The sequence below is a fragment of the Novipirellula rosea genome (assembly GCF_039541335.1).
Taxonomy (GTDB): Bacteria; Planctomycetota; Planctomycetia; order Pirellulales; family Pirellulaceae; genus Novipirellula; species Novipirellula rosea.
Genome location: NZ_BAABGA010000064.1, coordinates 110,177 through 131,829, shown reverse-complemented (window position 1 = coordinate 131,829; position 21,653 = coordinate 110,177). Strand labels below are relative to the sequence as shown.

Sequence of the window (21,653 nt, the reverse complement as noted above, 5' to 3'; positions counted from 1 at the left end):
AACAGTGAATGGGCGAGTGAGCAGGGAATTGGGTAAACCGATCATTCCACTACTCTCTCTATTTATATTCGATGATTTGGGTTGTCGCGCGGGTTAGCCGGCGCCATCCGTATTTGCACGCTCCAATAAATTCAGGGATCTTGCCCCCGACGCAGCTGGCGGCATAAATCATTGCCACCGATGCGGGCAATCCTCGTCGTCGGCAGGTCCGCGTCACCTTGGCCCACAGCAATCCATACGCCAACATCAACACGCCAAGGCTAAGAAAACGCGTGGGCCAGCACAACAAAATGGCGACAAGCGGCAGCAAGCCACCCCAAAACAGAACACTGCGAAATGGTTTGACAAAATGACGTTCCGGCGGACGGCCATGCATTGCAAATCCCTGGGCGAAACCATGGCCGCAGCGGACCGAACGTCGCCACCACTGAGACAAACGGTGCATGTCGGCATCATGCCGAGTCATCTCGTGGTCGATGCGTCGTAGCTTCCAGCCGAGTTGACGGATTCGCACACAGACTTCGTCGTCTTCGGCGGCAATCACCTGTTCGTTATAACCGCCGACGGCTTGCAAGACATCGCAGCGGACGATCGCATCCCCGCCACATGCTCGTGTCTCCCCAATCGGTGTGTTCCACTCAATGTCGCAAAGCCGGTTGAATACGCTCGCATCGGGATAACGTTCGCGGCGACGACCGCAAACGGCGGCAAGTTCCGGGTGTTCCTTTAGCGATCTGCGGCCGACTTCGATCCAGCCCTCCGCGATCTCGCAATCGCCATCAACGAATTGGACAAATTGCAAATTGGGAACCTTTTCGATCAGACGTTCGAATCCTGCATTGCGTCCACGCGCCGCCGAAAAGGGAAGATTATGGTCTAGATGCACAACGTCGGCGCCGAGCTGAATCGCAACTTCGACGCTGTTGTCATCCGAGCCTGAGTCGACATAGACAACGTGCGGCGAATCCCGCAGTGCTGAACGCAGGCATGCTTCGAGACGGATTCCTTCGTTTCGTCCAATCGCGACGACGCCGATGTCAGAAAACACCCGACCCAACCTTGTCTGTTGTGAAGCGAATACGTCGATGTTCACGTGTTTAGTAAGCGCCTTTGCCGCTCAAGACGACGGGGATTGTTTTGATGATCAACTTCAAGTCGGTCGAGAAACTACGGCACCCAATGTATTCCAAGTCCATGACGATTTGCTCGTCAAACGGAATGTCGCCACGTCCGGATACTTGCCAAATGCAGGTCAATCCGGGCAGCACATCAAAGCGGTTGTAATCGAGGACGTTGTAACGCAAGACTTCCTCGAGCAGTGCGGGACGTGGACCCACGACACTCATGTCACCGCACAACACATTATAAAACTGTGGTAATTCATCAATGCTGTAGCGACGAATCCAACGCCCCACTTTGGTGATTCTTGGGTCGTGTCGCAATTTAAATGTGCGGTCGTCGGCGTGTTGATTCAGCAATCGCATCGCCTCTTTTTTCTTGTCGGCATCGACCACCATCGAACGGAATTTTAAGCACTGAAAGCGGCGGCCGCCGCGTCCGACACGTGGCGACCAATAGAATATCTTGCCGCCGTCTTCGCATTTGATGGCGATGGCGACCAACACGATCAAGGGGATGCAGAGGATGATCGCAAGGGTCGAAATGGCAACATCCAAAATTCGCTTGCAATGGCCATAAACATCCGTTCCCTCAATCGACGGTAGCCCCGAAGTGAAAATCAGTGAGTGGTTGCTCAGTGTCGCAGTCATGATCGCAAGTCTCAGCACGTCGAGGAGTCAAAAGATGTCGAAGATCAGCGAGTCGGAATCATCTCAGTCTGTTTACAGTGAAGGGGCCAGGCAAGGAATTTCTAGTTTGCTTTACTGGAAACAAACGGAACCGTTGTTGAATCGTCTGGGAAAATCTTGAGTGCAGAATCACGACGAGAAGGATCGTTGTGGTGGTTTCGTTTTTTAGAGACAGTCAAGCCGATGATGTGATTGGACAGTTTTTTCGCTTCGCGGCGGACATCGTGACGTTGTCTCACTCTTGCGGCGCCGCGGTTTCCGCGACGCTCGATTTCTTTCTGAGGGGTGTCGATCGCCTGTTTCATGGCGTGGCAAAGTGCAGCGACGGATCCTGCGGGGATCAACCAACCGGTGACACCGCTGCGGATCAGTTCCGGAATTCCTGCTACCGCAGTCGCAATCACGGGGCGGCCAAGCGCCAGCGATTCCATACAAGCGACGGGCAATCCTTCGGCAAAACTCGGCATCACGAGTGTTCGACTCTGCTGGATCATCGTCTGAATTTCGGGGCCCGTCTTCCAACCGGCGAGCACCACGCGAGATTGAAGTTGATGTTGCTCAATCAATGTTTGCAGCGTCTCTCGCAGCGGCCCATCGCCGACAATCGTCAATTCAAATGAAACGTGATCGCGGGCAAGCTTCGCGGCCGCTTGAATCAGTAGCGGCATTCCTTTCTGCTCATTCAGTCGTCCGATCGCCAAGAAACGGGGCGATTGCGGCACTGGCGTCCAAGCGAAATTAAAATACGTTTCATCTAATCCGCATCGCACCAAATGGACTTTGGGCCAATCCGCGAAATCGGCCCAGCGATACAGTTGGCTGCAGCCAAACCGGCTGACCCCAACCACAAACTCGCAACACGCAATCTTCTTTCCGAGTGCCAGCTGAATCGGTCGATCAAATTCCTCGGGCCCGTGCACGGTAAAACTGAACTTGGGGCCGCCAAGTTGACGGCAAAGCGTTGCCACCGTCGTCGAGTTGGTACCAAAGTGAGCATGCAGATGAGTGATCTGGTCACGATCGCTCCAGCGTTTGATCACGGTCGCTTCGGCCAGATAGATAAGGTGGCGAAACAGAGATCCCGCACTCCGGAAGAACGTCAGCATTAAGCGAATCGCGGCCACAAAGCGGATCGGGTGGGACAGTGCGACTGCGGCAACCGATCCCAATAAAACGTAGATCGGCAGATCCAGCACGTAGTGTGTCCGGGTTTCCTCTCGCTTGTCCTCGGGGTCTACCACTTGTACCCAAGGTCGGCGGATAGCGTAACGTGTTACGCTATGACCGAGTCGTTCCAGTGCGTGAATTTCGCGGCGAATAAAGGTGGTGCTGATCGAGGGATATTGGTTGACCAAATAAGCAACACGCGTCGCTTGCCGCTCGTGCGAATGCGTGTCGTTCATCGGATGATCCCTCGAACAAAAACGCTGTTCAACAGAAAATCACGCCAAAGTTTTGGAGGATCGATCGCCGGTTTTCGTTGCACGATTGCACGGGCAATCCAAATGGCACGTCCGACCAGCCAAGCGGCGTCTGCCACTGCGGTTCGCAATATGCCATGTTTCGAAATGAAATAATGACGTCGTGAATCAAACCAATATTGCGGCCGCTGTTTCAACACGGCTTGTGCGCCTGTCACACCCGAGGATTGGCCGACTAAATGGATCACGCGGCTGGCGGGTTGATACCAAGTTTGATAACCGGCCTGCCGCGCGCGATGACAAAAATCGACTTCTTCGTAGTACATGAAATAGCGGTCGTCAAACATGCCGATCTTGTCAATCAGTTCGCTGCGAATCATAAAACTGGCCCCCGCAACCCAGTCCACCGGGCAATCATGGTCGGGCGGGTCAGGGGCAATGTTGTGATCTTCGAGCATTCTCGTCAGAGGACCAAATCGCATCGCATCGACAAACTCGCTACGGATTGTCGGAAAGCGACATGCGGATGTCTGGGCTTCGCCATCAGGGTATTGCAACCGGCTGCCGACAATCCCCACCGCTGGATTCGCTCGCAAGGTGTCAAGAAGCGGTTCGATCGCACCTGGCAACGCGACCGTATCGGGGTTTAACAACCAGATCACTTCGGGACGGTCGGCCCGAGCCAATGCGGCCGTGATGCCGATGTTGTTTGCGGCAGCAAAACCATTGTTGTCCGGCAACGCCGTCAAACGGACCCACGAATGCCAATCACGCTGTTGTATCGTCGCGGCAAGCAACGCCGCGGAATCGTCCGCCGAGCCGCCGTCGATCAATTCCACTGAAAAATTAGAGTGTTGACGCGCTACCGGTTCGAGCGACTCCAAACAGTCGACGGTTAACGACGCTGTTCGGTAGTTGACGATGATGGTAACGATGTTCATGGCAGGAAGGCGATTCGATGACGGGGGCCAATCGCAATGCGGATCGGCACCTATTTGCGTCTCAGGTTGGCAATCCGCTTAATGCAGGATCGTGTTGTTGAGCCGAGGCGGCCGATGGCAGGACATCCGGTAACGATGTGCGTGGGAATCGTGGGATAGCATCGAGTGTCCATTCGGCTCGCTTGGCATACCAGCTTTCTCGCGAGTGTCGGCAGGCAGCCTGACGTGCACTGAGCGATATTTCAATCAGTTGGCCGCGGTGAAGTTCTAGCTCCGCAATTTGTTGACCACATCGCTGAAGATCGTGCTGTGGTAAAATTATTCCCGCACTGTCTGCGGCTATCTGTTTGGCAAAGCATGAATGATCAAATCCAAGCATCGGCAGCCCCGAAGAGTAACACGACAAAAAGGGTTGCAAGTCGCAATCAATCACAGGGGTCAACAGCATCGCGTCGTATTGCCGCTGTTGTTGCAACGATTCGGTGGCGTTGGAGGCATGTTGTTGAAAACGAACTTCGCGGGTCAGCCCAAGTTTGGCAATTTGATACTGCAGTTCGGATCGCTGAAAACCCTGGCCATAAATGTCCAGAGAGACGTTCGCTCCGAAGTTGCGAGCGTAACGAATGATTGCGATGCTAAGGTTGACGCCGTACTTGTTTTCCAGCGGGGCATGCGAAACCAAGCGTAATGGCAGCGAAGGGGTGTCGCAGCAAAGTCGTTTCAGCAGATCGGCTTCGGAAATGACGTCGTCATTCGAAATCGATGGCTCGCAAAAGATTCGCGAATTTCGAGCGTATTTAGAATACTGACGCATCGAGCTTTCACTACTAAAAAGACTCAGCTCGGATCGTTTGGCCAAGCGTTCACAACTGCGCCGACAGCGTCGATGAGTCAATCGATCTCGCAGCAACGCGGTTCGCGAGCGAGAATGATGGTCGCCGCTCGACGCATCCGAGTGAACCAGCACAATCGGGTGTGAAACGCCGGTGGACTGAAATATACCATCGGCGATCACCGCATCGGCGGCACTGTTGATTTCGGGTTGTAAAACGCAGGCACTTTGAGTGAACGATTGTAAAATATTTTTCCAGTGACCGGGGCTGTTGGGCAATATGTGTTGCAGCACCGGTTCGACACGGATCTCTTCGTTGGCGGGATTAAACGCTTGCAAGCGTCCTGCGTCGCAATCCGCATGCAATGCCGATTCCGAACCGTCGACCACCGAAGGGGCGAGCAAGGTGAGTTGCCCAAACTTTCCATCCAACGAATTTCGCAGTAACCGAAGTTGGCGTGCTCTATCCGCTGTCAAGTAAACCTGATTGCCGTGCAGTTGGTACGGCTGGCAAGTGAGGATTAAATACATCAATTTATCGTGTTGTAAGACAGGTCGCTTGTTTGATATTTTACGATCCAACGCCAGCTGATTTGCTGACGGGCTCTACTCATCTGCTGACGACGGTCACTTCACTTCTACTTCATTAACTTCGCTTCACTAATTTCGATCGGTACGAATCCATGCTCGCTCACGTTGAAAGATAAAACTTGTATAGAGCGACAATTTGCGAACGGCGTAAAACGGGATAGCAAAAAACATTCCCATCGTTGCTCGGCGAGGACAAAAACGTGACCATGCCAAAGCGAGCCCAGTGCCAGCGATCCCCATCGCAAGCGACCATGTCACCAGCGGCCCTGTCGCGTAGCCCAACAACGCAGTGATCGTTAACATGGTGCCGATAAGGGCCGCCGCCATGATCAATAACGACAACGGCAACACCATCAAATCCAACGCCGCTAATAAACAAGCGAGTGTCGGTTTGCGGATCCAGCCTCGGATCAACCTTGGAACTTGGCTGCCGACCAATTGCAAATGGCCATGTTCCCAGCGGCGATGCTGAGTATCGGCCGCTCCGGGATTCGTCGGAAAGGTGGCTAAGCACTTTGCTTCGGGACAGTACTTCGCGGGACATCCCGCCAAAATTAAATCAAAGGTCCATCGCATATCTTCGACGAGATGGCCGCCGGGACCGCTAAGCCGCTGTAAAACTTGACGTGGAAACGCCATCCCAGACCCCAGCAAAGTGCATGCACCGCCGATTCGAGACAGCCCCAAGGGACGGACAAAATTCTTGACGGTAAAGGCAAATTCGGACAACGCACGCGGCGCGGTGATCGGAATGGATTCGGGTTGCTGCATCAAATAACACGCTTGAGCAGGCCGTTGTGTCTGGGTGACCTGGATCGCCAACCGATCAATCGTGTCGGGCCAGACCTTGCAGTCGGCATCGATGATGACCACCACGCGATCAGACAGCGATGTAGGCTCAGGCCGTGTCGTTAGCTCAGGCTGTGTCGTTAGCTCAGACTGTGTCGTTAGCTCGAGGGCGTCGAAGGCAAAACGCAGGGCGTAGTCTTTTCCGCGATGTTGTGGATCGAATCGCTCAAGGACGATCATGCCCGCTGATGCGTTTCGCGACGTCAAATCTTCTGCAAAACGCTTTGCAATGGCTGCGGTGTCATCGCTGCAATTGTCGGCGACGAGATAGATCTTGTCGCCGGATCGCAGTGATGTCATCACGGAATCAAGCGTGCGAGCGAGCCCAAGTTCTTCGTTGTGGGCGGGGATGATCACGTCAACCGCAGGACGTGACTCGCGATCGATCCCGCCGGCGTCGGAGAAGTCGCGTTCGTGGGGATGCTGTTTTGCACCTCGCCACACAGCCAACAAACACTCGCTGCCGAAAACGATCAAGGGGACGGCGATCGAAATTGCCATCGTCCAAAGAATCGTATCGATCAGTGCGTGAGGAAACGTCATGGGGTCAACATGTTGCGGTATAAAATTAAAATCGGTGTGTCTGCGGAAGTGGTCAAGATGCGATCACGGCTCCGAGTAACCTTGCATCAAAATCGATCAGGTCGTTGATCAAGTTGGTGGCTGCGGGGGAGGCACCGTCACGCTCAAGGGAACATACGATCACGGCATCGGCTCCGCTGGCCACCAACGTCGCCGTGGTCGGGTCGCTCGCACTGAGCCCGCCGATCATGATGTACTGGTACGATCGAATACTGGCGGCCAATTCATCCCAGGTGTTATGACTCATGGCGTCACATAGCAAAGCGGGATCTTGGATCAATAGCCGGTCCACTTTGTCTGTTTTACTGATCTGCATTTCTTGATCTTGTATGGACTCGACTGCATATTCACTGGGGAACGGCGTGATTTTTCCTGCCGCAACCACTTCAATGATCAGGACTCGCCCTCCGTCGCGTGCCAAATGCGAAGCCGCGCCAAACAAGATTCCTGTGGGGCATGCTTTGCGTCCCGTTGCCACCAACGCCACCGACGAACCGATTGGCAGGTTCAATCGCTGGATCCGCGACGCCAGAATCCGAGACGTGGTGCCGCCAGTCTGTCGCTTGGATGAACCGCGATCATGCCGGCTCAGGATCGGCAAGCCATGCTTTGTTGCAAGTCGCTCATGCTGATTCGGGCTGGCGCGAAAGAATTCGATCAATAGTGCAGGCAACAACAGGAACATCGAACCGGCACCAAATCCAGCCACCATCATCTTGGTCTTGTTACTGGAAACGGGGATCAACGCCGGAGACGCTGGCGAGGTGGTCTTCAGCACGTAACCGTCGGTTTGTAGCAACCGTTCCATCGCTTGACGTTCTTCTTTGACCCGGTCTTGCTGATGCGTGATGCTTTCGAGTGCGACTTTGAAATCTCGCAGCTTGGGCGACAATTCGACCAACGACTTGTAGTCCTCCTCAAGTTTTGCGATCAGTTCTTGGTAGCTCGTGTATTCCGCTTCGAGCAATTTCAGTCGCTCCTGCTCTTCACGAAGTCGTTCATCGAGTTGCACTAAGATTTTGCTCTTCACTGCTTCGTCGACGTAGCCGCCTGAGTCGATGTCGTCAAAGATTTTAGTGATCGAGCCGCTGATGGCTGTGGTGGTTTCATCGTCGCCCGATTCTAGACGCAGCACGTCGATCTCACTTTGCAACGCTTGGTACTCGGATTGAGTCACCAGGTTGCGGTCGTAAAGGGATTTCAGATTGGCCAGTTCTTTTAGCTTCGAATCTAATTTGATTTTGGCCGTTTCGCGGCGACGGTGTTCATGCAATTGGTCCGTCAACATCATTCGCCGTTCTTGTTCGGCCAAACGGATGACCTCGCCCTGCATGATGGTGCGTTTTTCTTCGGCAAACTTGCCCGCTCGAGCGTCGGCAGCTTGCTGTTCCATTTGCGCAATGCTTTGCTTGCGAAGTTCGATCAAAATTCGCTGTCGCGCCAAGATCGCTTTGGCTTCTCGTTTGGCGATCAAGTTGGCATCGATCTCGGCATGCAAATCGTGACTGTTGTGCGCCAAGCAAAGTTGGTCGTAAGTGGCTTGCGTCGCGGTTCGCTCGGCGGCCAATTGAGCGGTTCGTTTGTCAAGCGTTTCAAGATGTTTGGTGATCGTTCCGTTGCGGATCTCGCGTGACTTGTCTCCCACAATTTGCATCAACGTGTTCACTACCTGCTTGGCCGTTTCAGCGTCCGCGGCGCCATATTCGAGCACGATGTCAAATGCGCCCTTGGTGGCTTGGACCTCAATCGCTTTGGCAGTCGCGGATTCTGGATCGGTCAACGGTAGCGATTCATAAAGCTCGCGGATCGTGTCAGGTGCATCAATTAACACCACCATGTCGGTTGCCAACGGCACTGCGAAAAAAGGATATCCCACCGTGCTCTGCTCTAACGTCAAACGCCCCGTGTAAGTGAACGTGTCTTTGGCAAATCGATCTCCCGCCCACCATGCGACCGCCGCGCCAAGTATGCTGGCGATCACAAACCATTTGACCGAGCGCTTCAGAAACTGGCTAAAAAGTTCATTGTCATGCGATTCATCGAATCGAACCGAATGAACGCCTGATGCTCGCTTGATGCTGCCCTGGATTAATTCGTGAGGTTGCTCGACGTTGTCATTTTGCAGACTTAGCATTCAAGGCTCCTATTGGACTTGCGTTGCTTGGACTTGCATTGCTTTGTTCGCGTCGCGGTGCGATAGAGCAATTTATATTGATAGGGTGCGGTGTGATGCGGATCGTTGCGAGGGGGAAAACGTATAGAGAACCGCCGCAATTCCCGCGGTGCTCGCCTGCAAAAATCGCACCGTGGGTCGCAACCAAGTTCATTCTAAGCGGAATGAAATAGGGTCAGGGGGTTCAGTACCCCAATCATATCGGATTTCGCGCTTCGGTATATCTTTTTTTTGAAGCACGCTTCGCGCGAAGCCTAATGGATCAACCTTCACCGCTAGACCAATTGCAATAGCGATCCTTCCGATACTAGAAAGATGTGTATTGATTTGGCGTGGACATCGGATGGGATTGCAGCGTTGGCAAGCGGCGAGCTTTACGTGCTACCACGGCGGTCGATCGTCGAGCCGAAATGAGAAGCCCCACGATGCACCCCGAATTGAATAAGAATGCAAAGCTATAGGCTTCTGCCATCCATACAGTCACGATCACGACCGATGTTGCCATGACCGAGGAAAGCAAGGCAACCAATAAGAACTCGGTCTTCTGCGTCAAAGTCGCTCGTTGTCGCAGAAATGCCACAAAAATGCCGATGGGAAGCAAGAGGAATGCGATCGAACCGACGACACCGGTATTTAAATAATGCAGCAGATAATGATTGTCGACCGACAAAAAGAGACCTCGTAGATGAGGTTCCAACATAGCTTCGTGTTTGGGTAATGTGCCCCAGTTGCCAAACCCGATCCAGCCGACTTGAGAAAGCGGTTTCTTATAAACGGCAAACAGTAAGTAGCGATGTCGAGTCCCCGAATACGTATACGTTTCACCCTCAATTTTAATCTTATGAATTCCATCGCTGTTTTCGATCGCGTCAGCCATCTTTAGCATCGTTGGCACCATCACGATACTAAGTGCGATCGCTATGACACAAGCAAATAGCGAGAATAGACGTATGGGTGGAAAATAATACCAGAGTAGTCCGAAAACCACGCCAGCTAAAACCATGCAAGGTCCGCGTGATAAAGTCGCCACGGTTCCCATCGTTAAGATCACGGGGGCGATCAGCCAAAATTTAGATCCGCGTCCCCAATAACTTTGGTAGGTTTGCGTGAGCACCCACGGAGAGGCCAGGGCCAGCACGAGGCCGGCGTAAATCGGATGTCCGAACCAAGCCTCGGCTCGTTTCAGTCCCAAGCGGTGCCCCGAGTCGCCTTGCGTCGATCCTTCATGACCGAGCAAGGTGTTGAACAGGTTGTAGTCCGCGACCGATTCAAAAATCATCGCGACTGCCAATAGCAAAGCAAGCGTTGCGGCTAACGGAACAAAATCGATTGCGTCTTGGTCGTGAATCAGGATCAGTCTCGCCAACATGTAGGGAAACACCCATTGCGCTAGCAAGCTGAGAATGACCGTGGGGCTGAAGTGGTCGTTCAGTGTCGTGCTGATCGCGGCTGTCACCACAATGACAACCGGCAGCAGATCGATCCAAGAAAAACCGGCGAAGGCAAATTGACGTGGTTTCACCACGACGACAGCAACTGCCATCAAAGCAACGACACACCGCACGGTGATATCGGCCGCGCCGACAACAAGTGCCAGCCATGTGGGGACCAAAAAAGCAACGGCCCAGCCGGCGCGAGCCGCATGCCGTGGCGAGTAAAATCTCGCCACAAAAAGCATCAGCACTGCGACACTAAGGGCGATGAAATGGAACATGCAGAGTGAACATGACTGGCGAGCAACCAAATACAATGCCGGATCCCTGATCACGCAGATCGTTGATTCACGCGATCGGGTGGACCTACCCAATGTAATTGCGGAAGGGGGCAGGTCCAATGGGACACTGCGGTGGGCGAATCAGCCATATTCAATGCTGAACCATTCTCAGCAATTTGGACGGCCACGAATCAGATTGGTCGGCGGCGATCCAGCAGGCGGCGATTCCATAGGGGCGGGTTGCCGTGCGTGTCAGCGAGTGGTGATGGGGGCGACCGTCGCCGGATTGCCTTGATTGACGGCGGCTCGAAACACATCGATCACCCCGGATTGAAGCTCGCGCCCGGCGGGCAACGGGAAACGACCGAGCCCCTTGCCTTGATAATGAATGTCCTCGATCACATTGGGACTCTTTCCCGTGCGGTCAATCGCGATCGATTGAACCTGCCACTGATGCACGACGATCTCATACAGCACCTCGGCCGGAAGCGGCAGCGTTTTTTGCCGAGTCACCACATCGCCGAATTCATTGAGAACGCGGTAGGTATCAATCCGTTCCGCAGCCGGGATGCGTGAAAACGAACGGTTGACCACCTCGCCTGACCGGATTTTGACCTGCTCCGTCTTCGAATCGTCTTTCAAATTCACAATCGTGACCACCAGATCGCTAGGGCCTCCATTGCGAAGTCCGATAGTGACCGGGGGCAACGCAGGCCCTGCAACGATCTGAGAATCAATCAGCACAGATTGCGGTCGATGATGAATCGGCGGGTAGGCGAAAATCGGAGCGGGTCCAATCGTGGCACTTATTCCTGAGCTCCAAACGGGCGGCACGGGAACAAACGGTGCGGGCATGAATGACGGAATCGGTCCAAACCCGCCTGGAAAAAATCCCTGGTTCAAACCGGGGGGAGGCGGCGAACGAGGGTCGGTCGGACGCAGCACACCGGTCATCGGTTGAAAACGAGGCGACACGTCATCCAAATCCGCCATCCACATGTCACCTCGGCCGGAGCGAGGGAATCGCAAAACACGATTCAGATCAGGATGGAAATAGCCAGCATATTGTCCGTCGAGCGAATCAAATCGCGAATCACGGAAATAGACTAACCGGCCGGCCGACGCGTCGCGAATTTGCATCGAATCACGCTGCAATTCGATCACCGTGCTACGAACCCCCGAGGGCTGAATCACTTCGAACGTCTGTGACCAACCCCACGCAGGCAGCCCGCCTACGATCATCAGCAAAATCCATCGCATCGCAATCACCCCTGTTGGTTCCTGTTCGTTTCGCACCGTTTTCTATTCTACGGCAAACGAACCGGCGGAGTTATTGAGGATCCGCGGCAGAGCTGAATCGGCGGCCAATCAGCCCGGTTAGGAATGAGCTAAAGACGAGACAGCACAGGCCGCCCGCCACCAAGACGCCGGTGGCGGCCAATCGGTCGCGAACTTGAACCCGTTTCCACGCCAGCGCAATCTCACTTTGGATTGCTTTGTCAAAGCTCAGCTTGGCGGCATTCTCGTAAAGGATGGTGTCGCCTTGTTTCACTTCGCCCGTGTAGCGATCGGTGATCAAGTTGTTTTCAATCCACTCGTCCGTGACCGACAAATATTCGTTACTTGTGTCGCCATCGGTCTGCCCTTGGACATAGTGGATCAACGCGGCACGCTGCAGCCGCTTCCGTTCCTCCTCGCTCTCCTCGCGGCTCTCTGCTGGTGAGGAAACGACAACCCACGACTGCAGGTCTCCGTCGAGCTTGGGCAAATCGTTCAACCACGCGGGACGATCCTCGGGATAGCTGAATTGGTCCAGCGGAGCGACTGACAATTCCGAGGCCGTGTCGGTCGCCAATGCCGCATCGATCGCGCTTGCCGCATCGGGTTTGGGCTCGGTACTCGATTTCGACTCGGCGAGTGAGGACTCCACTTTTTCGGCCACGTCATCCACGGCCATGGCAACCATCGGACCGACGGTGATCACCATCAACACGGCGACCAATGGCGTTAAGACATGACAACGGCATGGAGCCGAGCGGTGAGGTGACGCGTTCATACAGACCCCCGAGCGTTGGCGAGTTCTTGAGCGATTCCATCGTTGGCCGCACGAGCAACTGCGGGTTGCGATGGAGTGCGTGGAATCAATTCGGGTTTGACGCGAGGGTTGATCCAAGGAGCGGACATCTGAATTGCGATCGCGATACCACCGGCGATCAGCATCCCAAACGGTTGCGGGATTGGCAGCACTTGGTGGACCGCCCATTCGCCCACCACGGCCACTGCAACGCTCCACAGGCTGAGCCGATGTCGACGCAGCGGGTCAACCGGACGCCACCAACGCAGCAGGGCAAACAGCATCGCAAAGTGTGCCATCATCGCCGAAGCACGCGGAATGCCATCGGTATACAGCGCCTGCGGCAATGTGGTGGAATCAATATTACGTGCCAATCCAATGTCAATCGGAAGCATCAGAAATCCGTTCATGGCGTAAGCGACTAGCCCCACACCGCCGCCGACTCCCGCCAGCACGATGCGGCGTGGAAGACTTTCGCCTTCGTCTCGCTCCCATAATTTTCCGAGTCCCAAGATCGAGATCGCCGCGCCCATCACCACCACTGCCATCCATCCATAGGGAGCGATTGCGATCGAATCGACCACGCCGGTGCGAAGCCCGATCACACCTGCACAAATCGTCAACACCAGCGTGGTCAAAATTGCAGTGATCCACGACGTGCTCAATTCAGCGGCGCGGTGCACCGAGCGTTTGGCACGCAGATCGTTTCGCATATGGGATCGCCACTGCGAACGCGTCATCGGGCGTGTGGGGCCACTTGTGTTCGTTGCGATACGTTGGGCTTGAGCATAGCTGGGTTGTTGGCTGACATGCAGCACCATTTGACGCACGATGTAGTAGGGCACGTACACAACGCCCACGATCGACATTAGCGGTAATAGCCAGTGTGTGTTGACGATCAATACAAAGGTGGCGGCGATCAACAAGAAAATCTTCGCTCCGGGGGAACGATCCAGCGTTCGCCACCACGATTGAAGATCCGAAACGCTCGCCCGTACGGCGCGAGCCAACGGTTCACTGTCACGTGCGGCGGCGGCATGATCGATCGACGGAGACACTGACGACGTACTGCCGCGAGCCGATGTTACAGGGGCCGATGTTACAGGGGCCGATGTTGAAACGCCCGTGTTCGCATTTGCGTTTGCGAGCGATGCCAAGATGGGCGCATCCGGCGTCTCTGCTTGTGTCGCGGCGATGGGGATCGCCGCCGCATCGGCTTGCGTGATGCCCAGCGCGTTCGTCATCTCTCGCACGCAGCGAAAGCGATTCGCAGGGTCCTTTTCCAAGCACTTCGCCACCACCGATCGGTACGGTTCGGCGATCAGGCTGACATCGGGTTGGGCCGTCATGTGTTTGACGATGATCTCGTGACAGCTTTCGCCATCAAAGGGGACGGTACCAGTCAACAGTTCGTAGGTCATGATCCCGATGGCATAGATATCGATTTCGCGGCCATATTCGCCACGCCCAATCTCGGGTGCCATGTAGTGAAATGTGCCAACGCTCTCGGTGTGGCCGCCACGATGAGATGCCGAGATAAATTTGCTCAATCCGTAATCGCCCACTTTGACAATTCCCATGTCGTCAAAGACGTTGCCGGGTTTCAGGTCGCGATGGACCAACCCGGCACCGTGCAAATGGTCGACGCCCGCGGCGATTCCGGACAACCAACGGCGGACCTCAGAGACAGCGAGTCCGTGGGGGGATTGATCGAGAACCTGTCGCAGATTTTGGCCCGCCACATATTCCATCACCACCCAGGCTTGTTCTTGATCATCATGACAAATGTCATAAAGCGCGATCAAATTAGGGTGCTTCAGATTCAAACAGTGCGAAACGCCACGCAGTTCCACTTCCAAATTGCGCTGGATCCGTTTTAGCGCCACCTCTTTGCCCGCTTCGCTGACCGCGAAATAGACCTCTCCAAATCCGCCCATCCCGATCCCACGACGAATCGTGTATCGATCCAAAGGCGTCGATCCGGAGGGGTAAGTAAATGACATGGATGAGGTGGTCGTATGGCTTGTGTGGGTTTCTTCGAACTGGCGTCGATTCTTTGCCAAGGAATCAGGCTGGGGGTTCGATTCGACCTCTAGTTTACCGAGAAGCGTGGTCATGAATCGATTTCCCAAATGAAATTCTTGACTGATTTAATGGCACGGTTTTAGGAGCATTCTTCGGAGCGGCACAGTTCGGAGCAGTGGGGGGCGAATTTGCTGGTTTCATCGCTTCGCGTCCTCGCGTTGTGTCTCGTTTTTCGGTCTGCACTGTAACTTTCGTGCATCTAGAAGGCTCGATCTGCGGCACATCAGGGCGCCGTTTTTATGCTTCCTCTAGCGTCATCACGACATCCCCCAACTCCATTCTTTGCCCCACCGTCAGCTCCGACAATTCGGGATCGCCGACAACTTTGCCCAACCAGCGGTCGCCGCGACGGGTGATCACCACTTTCTCGCTTCCCAAATGAGCGACTTTGATATGGCAATCGGCCGTCGCTCCCATTAACAGCGTTTCATCCGCCAAAATCACCTCGTCCACATGTCCGGCAAAGCGATGTGGCGGCATCAATGTCAGTACCGCGGAACGGCTCAGCGGGCTGGGGTGCCGAAAAATCAAGGACGCAGACCCCGTCATCGACAGCGGATGACCACTAAGCACCAATTCGGCAGGTCGCGCCGCGTCGGCAAATTCCCAAAAATAACTGTCCTCGCGACGCGAGAGCGTTCCCGCGATGCGAGCCAGATCCGAATGGATTCGCACGTCACTAGTGCCCGCCGGCCCGGCGCCACCAATCGTCCAACGTTCGCCTGGCAGGATCAAAAATCCACCGCAACCATCGACCCAAAGCCTCCAGCGTAATGCTGCAGGCTTTGAGTTTGCTAAGGTTTTTGATTCGGACACGTCCATCAGCCTTTCTCGGTGCCGCGTACCTTCATTGCTGCCATCCTCTCTCTCGCTCGAACTAGTCTAGTTGAATCGAGACCAGGGACTTCGAGGTCGAGGGCGCTTCGTCGCCGAAATAGCTGGTGATTTCGTCAAGCAGGTTCTCTTCGCTTGGCTCATCCAAATCGATCTCACCAAAGTACTCGACGTCCACTTTCATCGTCTCCTCGGCGACATCAATCCGAGCATGGATCTCGTCGAGCAATTGACGTGTCTTCGACAGATGGCTGTCGTCCAACGCCAGTTCGCTGCTGGTTTCGGCAACACGAAGCGAGGCAAGTCGAGCCTGTAAGTTCTCGACTTCAACTTCGAGTTGACGTTTTGCACTCAGCATGGCATCCATTCGCTCATGTGCCGATTGAAGCGACGATTTGCGAGCCGAGAGCATCTTTTCGAGTTTCTCGGCCGTCTCCTTGCGGGTCTTAAAGCGGCTAAATCGGTTGCTCAGGTCGTTCTTGACCTGGGCTGACGTGTAAGTCCGGCCCCCGTAGGTGTAGAGATGCGAATCCTTGCGAAGATCTTCGCTTAGCCGTTCGATATCGGCTTGCGTCTTGGCCAACCGCTGGTCCGTATCGCTCATTTGAGTTTCCAGTCGAGCAACCTCGACCTTTTCTAACGCGATTCGCTTGGCATTGTGTTCAATTTCGGGTTTCAAGTCGGCAATCATCTGCCGAGCCCGTTTCAATTCCCATTCCAATGGCATGGCGTCCGATGTCGAGGATCGCAACCAATCCACGCCGCATCTCGCATAGCTGAACAATGGAACGCCCATCGTCATTGTGGACAGTAACGCAACCGCACCGCCCGCCAGGATCATCTTCTTTAACATCGATGTATCTCCCAAAAACTGTGGCTGATCTTTCTTTCGTGCGGCACATCGGCCGCTGTACAAAAAGGAATTCGCACAGAAGATGAGCTTCTTGGCAGACCGACAAAAACTTTTGAGCGAAAACCGCAACCCGGCAGCGGTGCCAGCGATGTCGGAGCAGCGATCTAGAAGCAGCGATCTAAGAAAACGCTCAGTGGATCCCCAACGTTCGCTAGGAATTAGCCCGCTAGCAAAATGCCTGCTAGGAAAAGGCCTGCTGCGAGAAGGGGGGCGATAGCGAGGGTGTGTGAGAGCCCCTGCTGCAGGAAAAAGTAGCGATTCGAAAAAGAGCGAGGCAATTTTACGAGATTTACAACGAATTCTCTCTCGCAGCTGCCGAAAAGTAGGGCGATTAAGTGGGGCATTTGCCCACAATCGGGCATTTTCGCCACGGGGGGTGTTGCGCAAAAGCAACTTTGCGGTCTTTAATCTATGGAAAAGTAATCGCAATCGTGACGGATCCGCCTTCGCTAATGACGGTTATTGGATTATTATTGGCTCGTGGTGTTCGATTTGCCGACATTAATCATTGGGAAACATGCCTCAATGACATATCGCGACACAGCGACATCGCATTAATGACATTTCCCGTTTTGCTGAAAAATTTAGACCGTTTTCCTAACCTGTTGTTTTAGAAAGAGTTATGTCGCAAAGTTTGGTTCCGCTTTGCAGATAGGCATACCACTTGCACTGAACCCACGACTGAAAAGGCTGTCTAAGTCAATATTCGTTGACCTAAACGGCGAAACAGAACGTAATGTTTGTATATCGTCTCCGCCTGTTTATCTAATCAATTGATGCGCTGGATCGCAACGCGCAGGAGATTATCCCGATGACTACATCAAGCGACTTAAAGACTTCACCCAATCCGAGTGACGAGCGGTGGCACGCACTCTCGGCGACCATTTCGCCTGAATCGACCGATGTTTTCGGTCAATGGGTAAGCGATCAACTGAAGGAACTCGAAGCACGCCTCGGCGATTTTGAGTCTCCTCGCTCGGTGTGTCATAACCTACGCGGATAGGAAACGAACGCGGAAAAGAGAAGCACAAGCGAAGCTGGGTCGCGCGCATGCGATCCGCTCTCAAACCGCGTGCAGTGGCTCGTGGGGTGAACTGATGCCGAGAACTCGACTCTGCGCTGCCATCCGGCGAGGTTCTGTCATAGCAGAGCGGCGCGAGCCGTCCGGAAGATTTCGAACGTTTTACTCGCTGCCGTTTTACTCGCTGCAGCGTTAGCGAAAACGCTCTCTATTTGACGTTCATCCCTTCGATCTTGAAGATCGCGAAATGGCTGGCGCCGCCGGGCCCTTTGCCGCCAGGATATTTGTACTTTTCGGTGTCGATCTTGAACTTGCCCTCGACCGTCACGGGGCGGGTGACAAAGTCGGTCGTACGTCCCGGTAACATCTCGACGATGACACAGTCGAACAATGCCGCTCCGGGGCCGAAGCAGCATTCTTGGTTGTCACGCACCAACACAAACTGATCAATGTCGGTGTCTTTAAACAGCGTGCTGGGCAAAATATAGCCGCGCAGCTTCACTTTGATTCCATCGAGCCGTTTGACGTCGGGGGTCAGAGCACTCTTCTCGAACGCCGCATCCTTTTCGATATCGAACTTCAGATCGTCAAAGGTGATGTCCCCTTTGGCAATCGACGCCTCGCTGCTTTTGCGTTCCACCACGCCTTTGGTGCGGTCCTCGGTCGACTGATCCGTATCGGCTGGCTTTTTCGACGTTTCAGCGGCCGTGGACGCCGTTTTGGGGGAATCGGCGTAAGTGGTCGCTGCGGTGACCGCCAGCAGCGAGAATGGCAGCAGCACGGCGAGGGAGATCTTGTACCAAGGCATATGAAAATCGTCTTTGGAGGGATAACCCGCGAGTTGGGCCGATTTGGGGGTGGGGGCTGGGGTCAGCGGCGTTATTCCTAAAGCCGCCGATTTCACGGCACCGAGGCTTAACGCACTTGGTCCGCTTTTATTCGATAGAAGATGTTATTGTCAAAGTCGGTTAGTTTTTGCGGTGCCCGATTGAGTTGGAATTTGCCAGCGAGTTTTCGCTTGGTCAGCCCCGCTTTGACGTTTTTCCCGTTCGTCACCGTCACTTCGATCATATCACTACTTTTGGGCTGGCCGCCGAAACAGCACGTTCCGAGGTCGGGGACCAGGATGAATTGGCGAAGCGCTCCGCTGCCTGAGGCGGGATGGATGTAGCCTTTCAAAAAGACTTTATCACCATCGATATCGTAGGCAAATCGAGTCGGAATGTCGGGCATGCCCTCCGGCTGCTGAAGCTCATAGAACGGGATCCGCGTATAGCCATCGGGAACCTCGGTCATGAAGATGTACGTGTGCAGCCCAATGCCGCTGGCCATCAGCAACGCGTTGCCAATCACGCCAAACTTGGCGAGCGTACCGCCGCTGTACTCGTCGGGGAACTGTTTGGTCGCTCGAAAACCAACGATCCCCGCCGCGATTCCGACCGCAGTCAGGATCAGCAAGGGCGAGAAGGTCGGAATCAGCCCGGGGAAAGCGAGAACAAAGAAAACCACCGAAGCGATTGCCGCCCGACTGACTGCTCGGTACGGGAATTCAACCACATCGCTTGACGATGACATTTGAAGTTCAGCTGACATGGGGGTAATAGAGCCTTGATCGAAGTCGCGATAGCTTATTCACGCTCTTGCACGGGGACGGGCGCAACCGCCGGGCCACCGGAGAGCAACAGGAACTGGCCGATCATGATGGTCGACAGTGCCAGTGAAACTACGTAGGCCAACCGCCAAGGGTTCGCAGGCGTCGTGCTCGTTTGTGATGCTAAGGACGCCGCGGCAAGCGGTGAATTAGCGGCCGTTAAACGCCCCAAAACGGGACGATCCGCCAAGCGGCGATTGGCGTGGATCGCTTCGCGGTCAGAACGATCGCCCGTGGGGGAATCCGCTGCAATCGAGGAATTCGGAAAGCCGGAGGCCGCATTCGCAACCGTCGACTCATCCGCTTTGGGAATGGCCGAAGTGTTCGGTTTGGTGGTGTCTTTGGCGGGCACAGGAATCGAGAAAAAAGTATTCGCCCGTTTGACACTTTCGGGATCGACCTTCTCGAGCTCCTTCAACGCCTCGCTCGCGGCGGGCAGCGGACAGGCACGCAAGTAGTTCACGACCGGAACGCGAACCCAGTTATTGTCGGGATCCGCCTCGAGGAAAAGCTGCTTCATTTTATCGATTTGGCTCCAATCGCTCCAACGTGCCAAGTCGGGGATGACCAGATCCGCCAGATCTTTGCGATCCAGCACATGGTGCAGTGATTCAACGAGCGCACTTCGCGCGATCACATCCCCTTCGGTGCCATGGAAACGGATCGCCATGATTGCGGCGTAGGTATCCGCATAGGGGGCCTTGCTGTTCTTCAGGAACAGTTCGTCGATCACGGTGAGCCCTTTTTCGCCCGAGAGCGTTAGATAGCAAGCCACCAACGCGTCGAGCCCGCTACGGGTGCTCTTTTGAGTGCTGCGAAGTTGTTCTTCGAGCATCGGCAGGTCTTTTTCGTCGCCGCAAACCCCCAGCATGGTCAAATACAATCGTCGGCGATCCACCGTGGCTTCCGGATCGTTAATCCAGCTGACCAGTTCGGCGTGGTCAATTTCTGGTGCGAGTTCTTTGACAGCCGAATAGGGGGCAATCGCGAACTCGTCGTAGGCGTCTCGCGAGAGCATCGTTTCTTCGTCTTGCAGGTAGTCGTAGTAGAACCGCAATCGAGTGACGTCGTCCTCGCCTGCCAATTTGGTGACCTTCATCAAATAGGCTTCCGCGCGTGGGGATAGCGGCAGGCAAGACCACTGCATTTTGGGTGGATCGACCCCCGACAGCATGAAAGTGCGGCCCGTTTTCACATCGCCGTAATAGATCGCGTTGACCTCTTGGCCGACTTTGACCAGCGAATCGCCTTTAAGCACTTTTTCGACTCGCATCAGCACTTCGCCGGTTTCTTCGTTGCGAGCATTTTCGCGGTCGACGGCGGTCGCGATCACGACGGCATCCATCACCGACATCTCTTGACGTAGCGTCTGCGAAACGGCGTTACAGAAGGGACAGGCCAATGTTGTATTGCCAACAAAACTCGTCACGAGGATCGCGATAACGAGCAGTGACGTGGTGAATCGACGGAACGACATACGTTGAACCAAGTTGGAAAGGATTTACAAAGGGGCGGTTGCCCTACTGGATCAATCATCCAGTATAGCAATCATTCGATTTTTGTATCGAAATCCGCAGCAAATTCGAGATTCTTGATCAATCCCAAGCACGCTGCACACGCAATCTTAGGTGGATCGTAGGGGGGCGGTGAAGTGGCGGGGTGGTCGGAGGAAGCGTTGTGACAAAAATTGTAGTCAAAATCGTAAGCCAAAACGACTCAACCGATGATACCAGATGTGCCGATAGTGACGGTACGCATGTTTGCGAGTCACCCATCGGGCCGTTGCCGGCCCTCCAATCATCGCCCCCCAGAGGGAGAGCCACGGATGCTCCGCCATTTATTGTTAGCTGCTGTCCTCGTTTGCAGTTGTTGTGCCTTGGCCGATTCGGCTTCGGCGGAACAGCGTGCCTATGGTCAAAATTGGGGTGGAGCAGCAGGTTCCCACGATTGGAATCGCTTCTATCACTACCCCTACGTGTACTACCCCCAAAACTTTTACAGCCAGGAATATTTCCAGAGCAGTGACAGTTTGTACCACCGCTATCCGCAAGAAATGCGGATTCCTGTCTACAACAAGAAGTGGCACAACTATTACCCCAGCAGTCGCCGCTACCACCAAGGCCATCACTTTATCCTGGATGTGTTTTAGGTCACCGCAGCGTTG

18 protein-coding genes are annotated in these 21,653 nt (G+C 54.5%); 2 read left to right on the top strand and 16 right to left on the bottom strand.

The window, feature by feature from the left end; translation table 11 throughout:
- Window positions 1–58 precede the first annotated feature (58 nt).
- The 13 genes from ABD971_RS23405 to ABD971_RS23345 all read right to left on the bottom strand — a co-directional run bounded on the left by ABD971_RS23405 (window position 59) and on the right by ABD971_RS23345 (window position 16,757).
- The gene (locus tag ABD971_RS23405) at window positions 59–1,048 is read right to left on the bottom strand and encodes a glycosyltransferase family 2 protein (RefSeq protein WP_345326078.1); all 990 of its coding nucleotides are present in this window, start codon (window positions 1,046–1,048) and stop codon (window positions 59–61) included.
- A 49-nt stretch (window positions 1,049–1,097) separates the two neighbouring features.
- A complete protein-coding gene (locus ABD971_RS23400) occupies window positions 1,098–1,769 on the bottom strand; it encodes a sugar transferase (protein WP_345326076.1) in 672 nt (223 codons plus the stop codon).
- A gap of 101 nt (window positions 1,770–1,870) precedes the next feature.
- Window positions 1,871–3,211, bottom strand: coding sequence for a glycosyltransferase (locus ABD971_RS23395; protein WP_345326074.1), 1,341 nt, complete (start codon window positions 3,209–3,211; stop codon window positions 1,871–1,873).
- Complete coding sequence (locus tag ABD971_RS23390) at window positions 3,208–4,170, bottom strand: glycosyltransferase family 2 protein (protein WP_339943928.1); 963 nt, start codon at window positions 4,168–4,170, stop codon at window positions 3,208–3,210. Before ABD971_RS23390 ends, ABD971_RS23395 begins: the two co-directional genes overlap by 4 nt.
- A gap of 61 nt (window positions 4,171–4,231) precedes the next feature.
- Window positions 4,232–5,533: a glycosyltransferase family protein gene (locus ABD971_RS23385; protein WP_345326072.1), complete on the bottom strand. Its 1,302-nt coding sequence runs from the start codon at window positions 5,531–5,533 to the stop codon at window positions 4,232–4,234.
- A 129-nt stretch (window positions 5,534–5,662) separates the two neighbouring features.
- On the bottom strand, window positions 5,663–6,985 hold the full coding sequence (locus tag ABD971_RS23380) for a glycosyltransferase family 2 protein (protein ID WP_345326070.1): 1,323 nt from the start codon (window positions 6,983–6,985) through the stop codon (window positions 5,663–5,665).
- Between the two features lie 52 nt (window positions 6,986–7,037).
- Complete coding sequence (locus ABD971_RS23375) at window positions 7,038–9,158, bottom strand: GumC domain-containing protein (RefSeq protein ID WP_345326068.1); 2,121 nt, start codon at window positions 9,156–9,158, stop codon at window positions 7,038–7,040.
- Between the two features lie 346 nt (window positions 9,159–9,504).
- Complete coding sequence (locus ABD971_RS23370; protein WP_345326066.1) at window positions 9,505–10,911, bottom strand: hypothetical protein; 1,407 nt, start codon at window positions 10,909–10,911, stop codon at window positions 9,505–9,507.
- A gap of 252 nt (window positions 10,912–11,163) precedes the next feature.
- A complete protein-coding gene (locus ABD971_RS23365) occupies window positions 11,164–12,171 on the bottom strand; it encodes a hypothetical protein (protein ID WP_345326064.1) in 1,008 nt (335 codons plus the stop codon).
- Window positions 12,172–12,241: 70 nt separating this feature from the next.
- Entirely contained in the window at window positions 12,242–12,967 is a 726-nt protein-coding gene (locus tag ABD971_RS23360; protein ID WP_345326062.1) for a hypothetical protein, read from the bottom strand.
- On the bottom strand, window positions 12,964–15,102 hold the full coding sequence (locus tag ABD971_RS23355; RefSeq protein ID WP_345326060.1) for a serine/threonine protein kinase: 2,139 nt from the start codon (window positions 15,100–15,102) through the stop codon (window positions 12,964–12,966). Before ABD971_RS23355 ends, ABD971_RS23360 begins: the two co-directional genes overlap by 4 nt.
- 205 nt (window positions 15,103–15,307) lie before the next feature.
- Window positions 15,308–15,886: a hypothetical protein gene (locus tag ABD971_RS23350; RefSeq protein WP_345326058.1), complete on the bottom strand. Its 579-nt coding sequence runs from the start codon at window positions 15,884–15,886 to the stop codon at window positions 15,308–15,310.
- Window positions 15,887–15,947: 61 nt separating this feature from the next.
- Window positions 15,948–16,757 carry a hypothetical protein gene (locus ABD971_RS23345; protein WP_345326057.1) on the bottom strand — a complete coding sequence of 270 codons (810 nt, stop codon included), beginning with the start codon at window positions 16,755–16,757 and terminating at the stop codon, window positions 15,948–15,950.
- Window positions 16,758–17,628: 871 nt separating this feature from the next.
- Between ABD971_RS23345 and ABD971_RS23340 the strand changes: the two genes are divergently transcribed.
- Window positions 17,629–17,820, top strand: a complete 192-nt coding sequence (locus tag ABD971_RS23340) for a hypothetical protein (RefSeq protein WP_339943910.1) — start codon at window positions 17,629–17,631, stop codon at window positions 17,818–17,820.
- Between the two features lie 226 nt (window positions 17,821–18,046).
- Here ABD971_RS23340 and ABD971_RS23335 read toward each other — a convergent pair whose 3' ends face one another.
- From ABD971_RS23335 to ABD971_RS23325, 3 genes are read right to left on the bottom strand one after another with little or no spacing between them, the layout of a single operon-like run.
- Window positions 18,047–18,742 (bottom strand): DUF3299 domain-containing protein, encoded by a 696-nt coding sequence (locus tag ABD971_RS23335; RefSeq protein ID WP_425571350.1) that lies wholly within the window; start codon window positions 18,740–18,742, stop codon window positions 18,047–18,049.
- An 11-nt stretch (window positions 18,743–18,753) separates the two neighbouring features.
- Window positions 18,754–19,431, bottom strand: coding sequence for a DUF3299 domain-containing protein (locus ABD971_RS23330; protein ID WP_345326056.1), 678 nt, complete (start codon window positions 19,429–19,431; stop codon window positions 18,754–18,756).
- A gap of 35 nt (window positions 19,432–19,466) precedes the next feature.
- Window positions 19,467–20,966, bottom strand: coding sequence for a hypothetical protein (locus ABD971_RS23325; protein WP_345326055.1), 1,500 nt, complete (start codon window positions 20,964–20,966; stop codon window positions 19,467–19,469).
- A gap of 348 nt (window positions 20,967–21,314) precedes the next feature.
- On the opposite strand from ABD971_RS23325, the gene ABD971_RS23320 reads away from it, so the two are divergent.
- Window positions 21,315–21,638: a calmodulin-binding protein gene (locus tag ABD971_RS23320; RefSeq protein WP_339943905.1), complete on the top strand. Its 324-nt coding sequence runs from the start codon at window positions 21,315–21,317 to the stop codon at window positions 21,636–21,638.
- The last annotated feature ends 15 nt before the right edge of the window (window positions 21,639–21,653 follow it).

Excerpts from the sequence above, each read along its gene's own strand:
- ABD971_RS23360 (WP_345326062.1), bottom strand. The coding sequence starts at position 12,967 with ATGAACGCGTCACCTCACCGCTCGGCTCCATGCCGTTGTCATGTCTTA.
- ABD971_RS23320 (WP_339943905.1), top strand. The coding sequence starts at position 21,315 with ATGCTCCGCCATTTATTGTTAGCTGCTGTCCTCGTTTGCAGTTGTTGT.
- ABD971_RS23390 (WP_339943928.1), bottom strand. The coding sequence starts at position 4,170 with ATGAACATCGTTACCATCATCGTCAACTACCGAACAGCGTCGTTAACC.
- ABD971_RS23365 (WP_345326064.1), bottom strand. The coding sequence starts at position 12,171 with ATGCGATGGATTTTGCTGATGATCGTAGGCGGGCTGCCTGCGTGGGGT.
- ABD971_RS23385 (WP_345326072.1), bottom strand. The coding sequence starts at position 5,533 with ATGTATTTAATCCTCACTTGCCAGCCGTACCAACTGCACGGCAATCAG.
- ABD971_RS23370 (WP_345326066.1), bottom strand. The coding sequence starts at position 10,911 with ATGTTCCATTTCATCGCCCTTAGTGTCGCAGTGCTGATGCTTTTTGTG.
- ABD971_RS23325 (WP_345326055.1), bottom strand. The coding sequence starts at position 20,966 with ATGTCGTTCCGTCGATTCACCACGTCACTGCTCGTTATCGCGATCCTC.
- ABD971_RS23345 (WP_345326057.1), bottom strand. The coding sequence starts at position 16,757 with ATGTTAAAGAAGATGATCCTGGCGGGCGGTGCGGTTGCGTTACTGTCC.
- ABD971_RS23400 (WP_345326076.1), bottom strand. The coding sequence starts at position 1,769 with ATGACTGCGACACTGAGCAACCACTCACTGATTTTCACTTCGGGGCTA.
- ABD971_RS23330 (WP_345326056.1), bottom strand. The coding sequence starts at position 19,431 with ATGTCAGCTGAACTTCAAATGTCATCGTCAAGCGATGTGGTTGAATTC.
- ABD971_RS23355 (WP_345326060.1), bottom strand. The coding sequence starts at position 15,102 with ATGACCACGCTTCTCGGTAAACTAGAGGTCGAATCGAACCCCCAGCCT.
- ABD971_RS23380 (WP_345326070.1), bottom strand. The coding sequence starts at position 6,985 with ATGACGTTTCCTCACGCACTGATCGATACGATTCTTTGGACGATGGCA.
- ABD971_RS23395 (WP_345326074.1), bottom strand. The coding sequence starts at position 3,211 with ATGAACGACACGCATTCGCACGAGCGGCAAGCGACGCGTGTTGCTTAT.
- ABD971_RS23340 (WP_339943910.1), top strand. The coding sequence starts at position 17,629 with ATGACTACATCAAGCGACTTAAAGACTTCACCCAATCCGAGTGACGAG.
- ABD971_RS23375 (WP_345326068.1), bottom strand. The coding sequence starts at position 9,158 with ATGCTAAGTCTGCAAAATGACAACGTCGAGCAACCTCACGAATTAATC.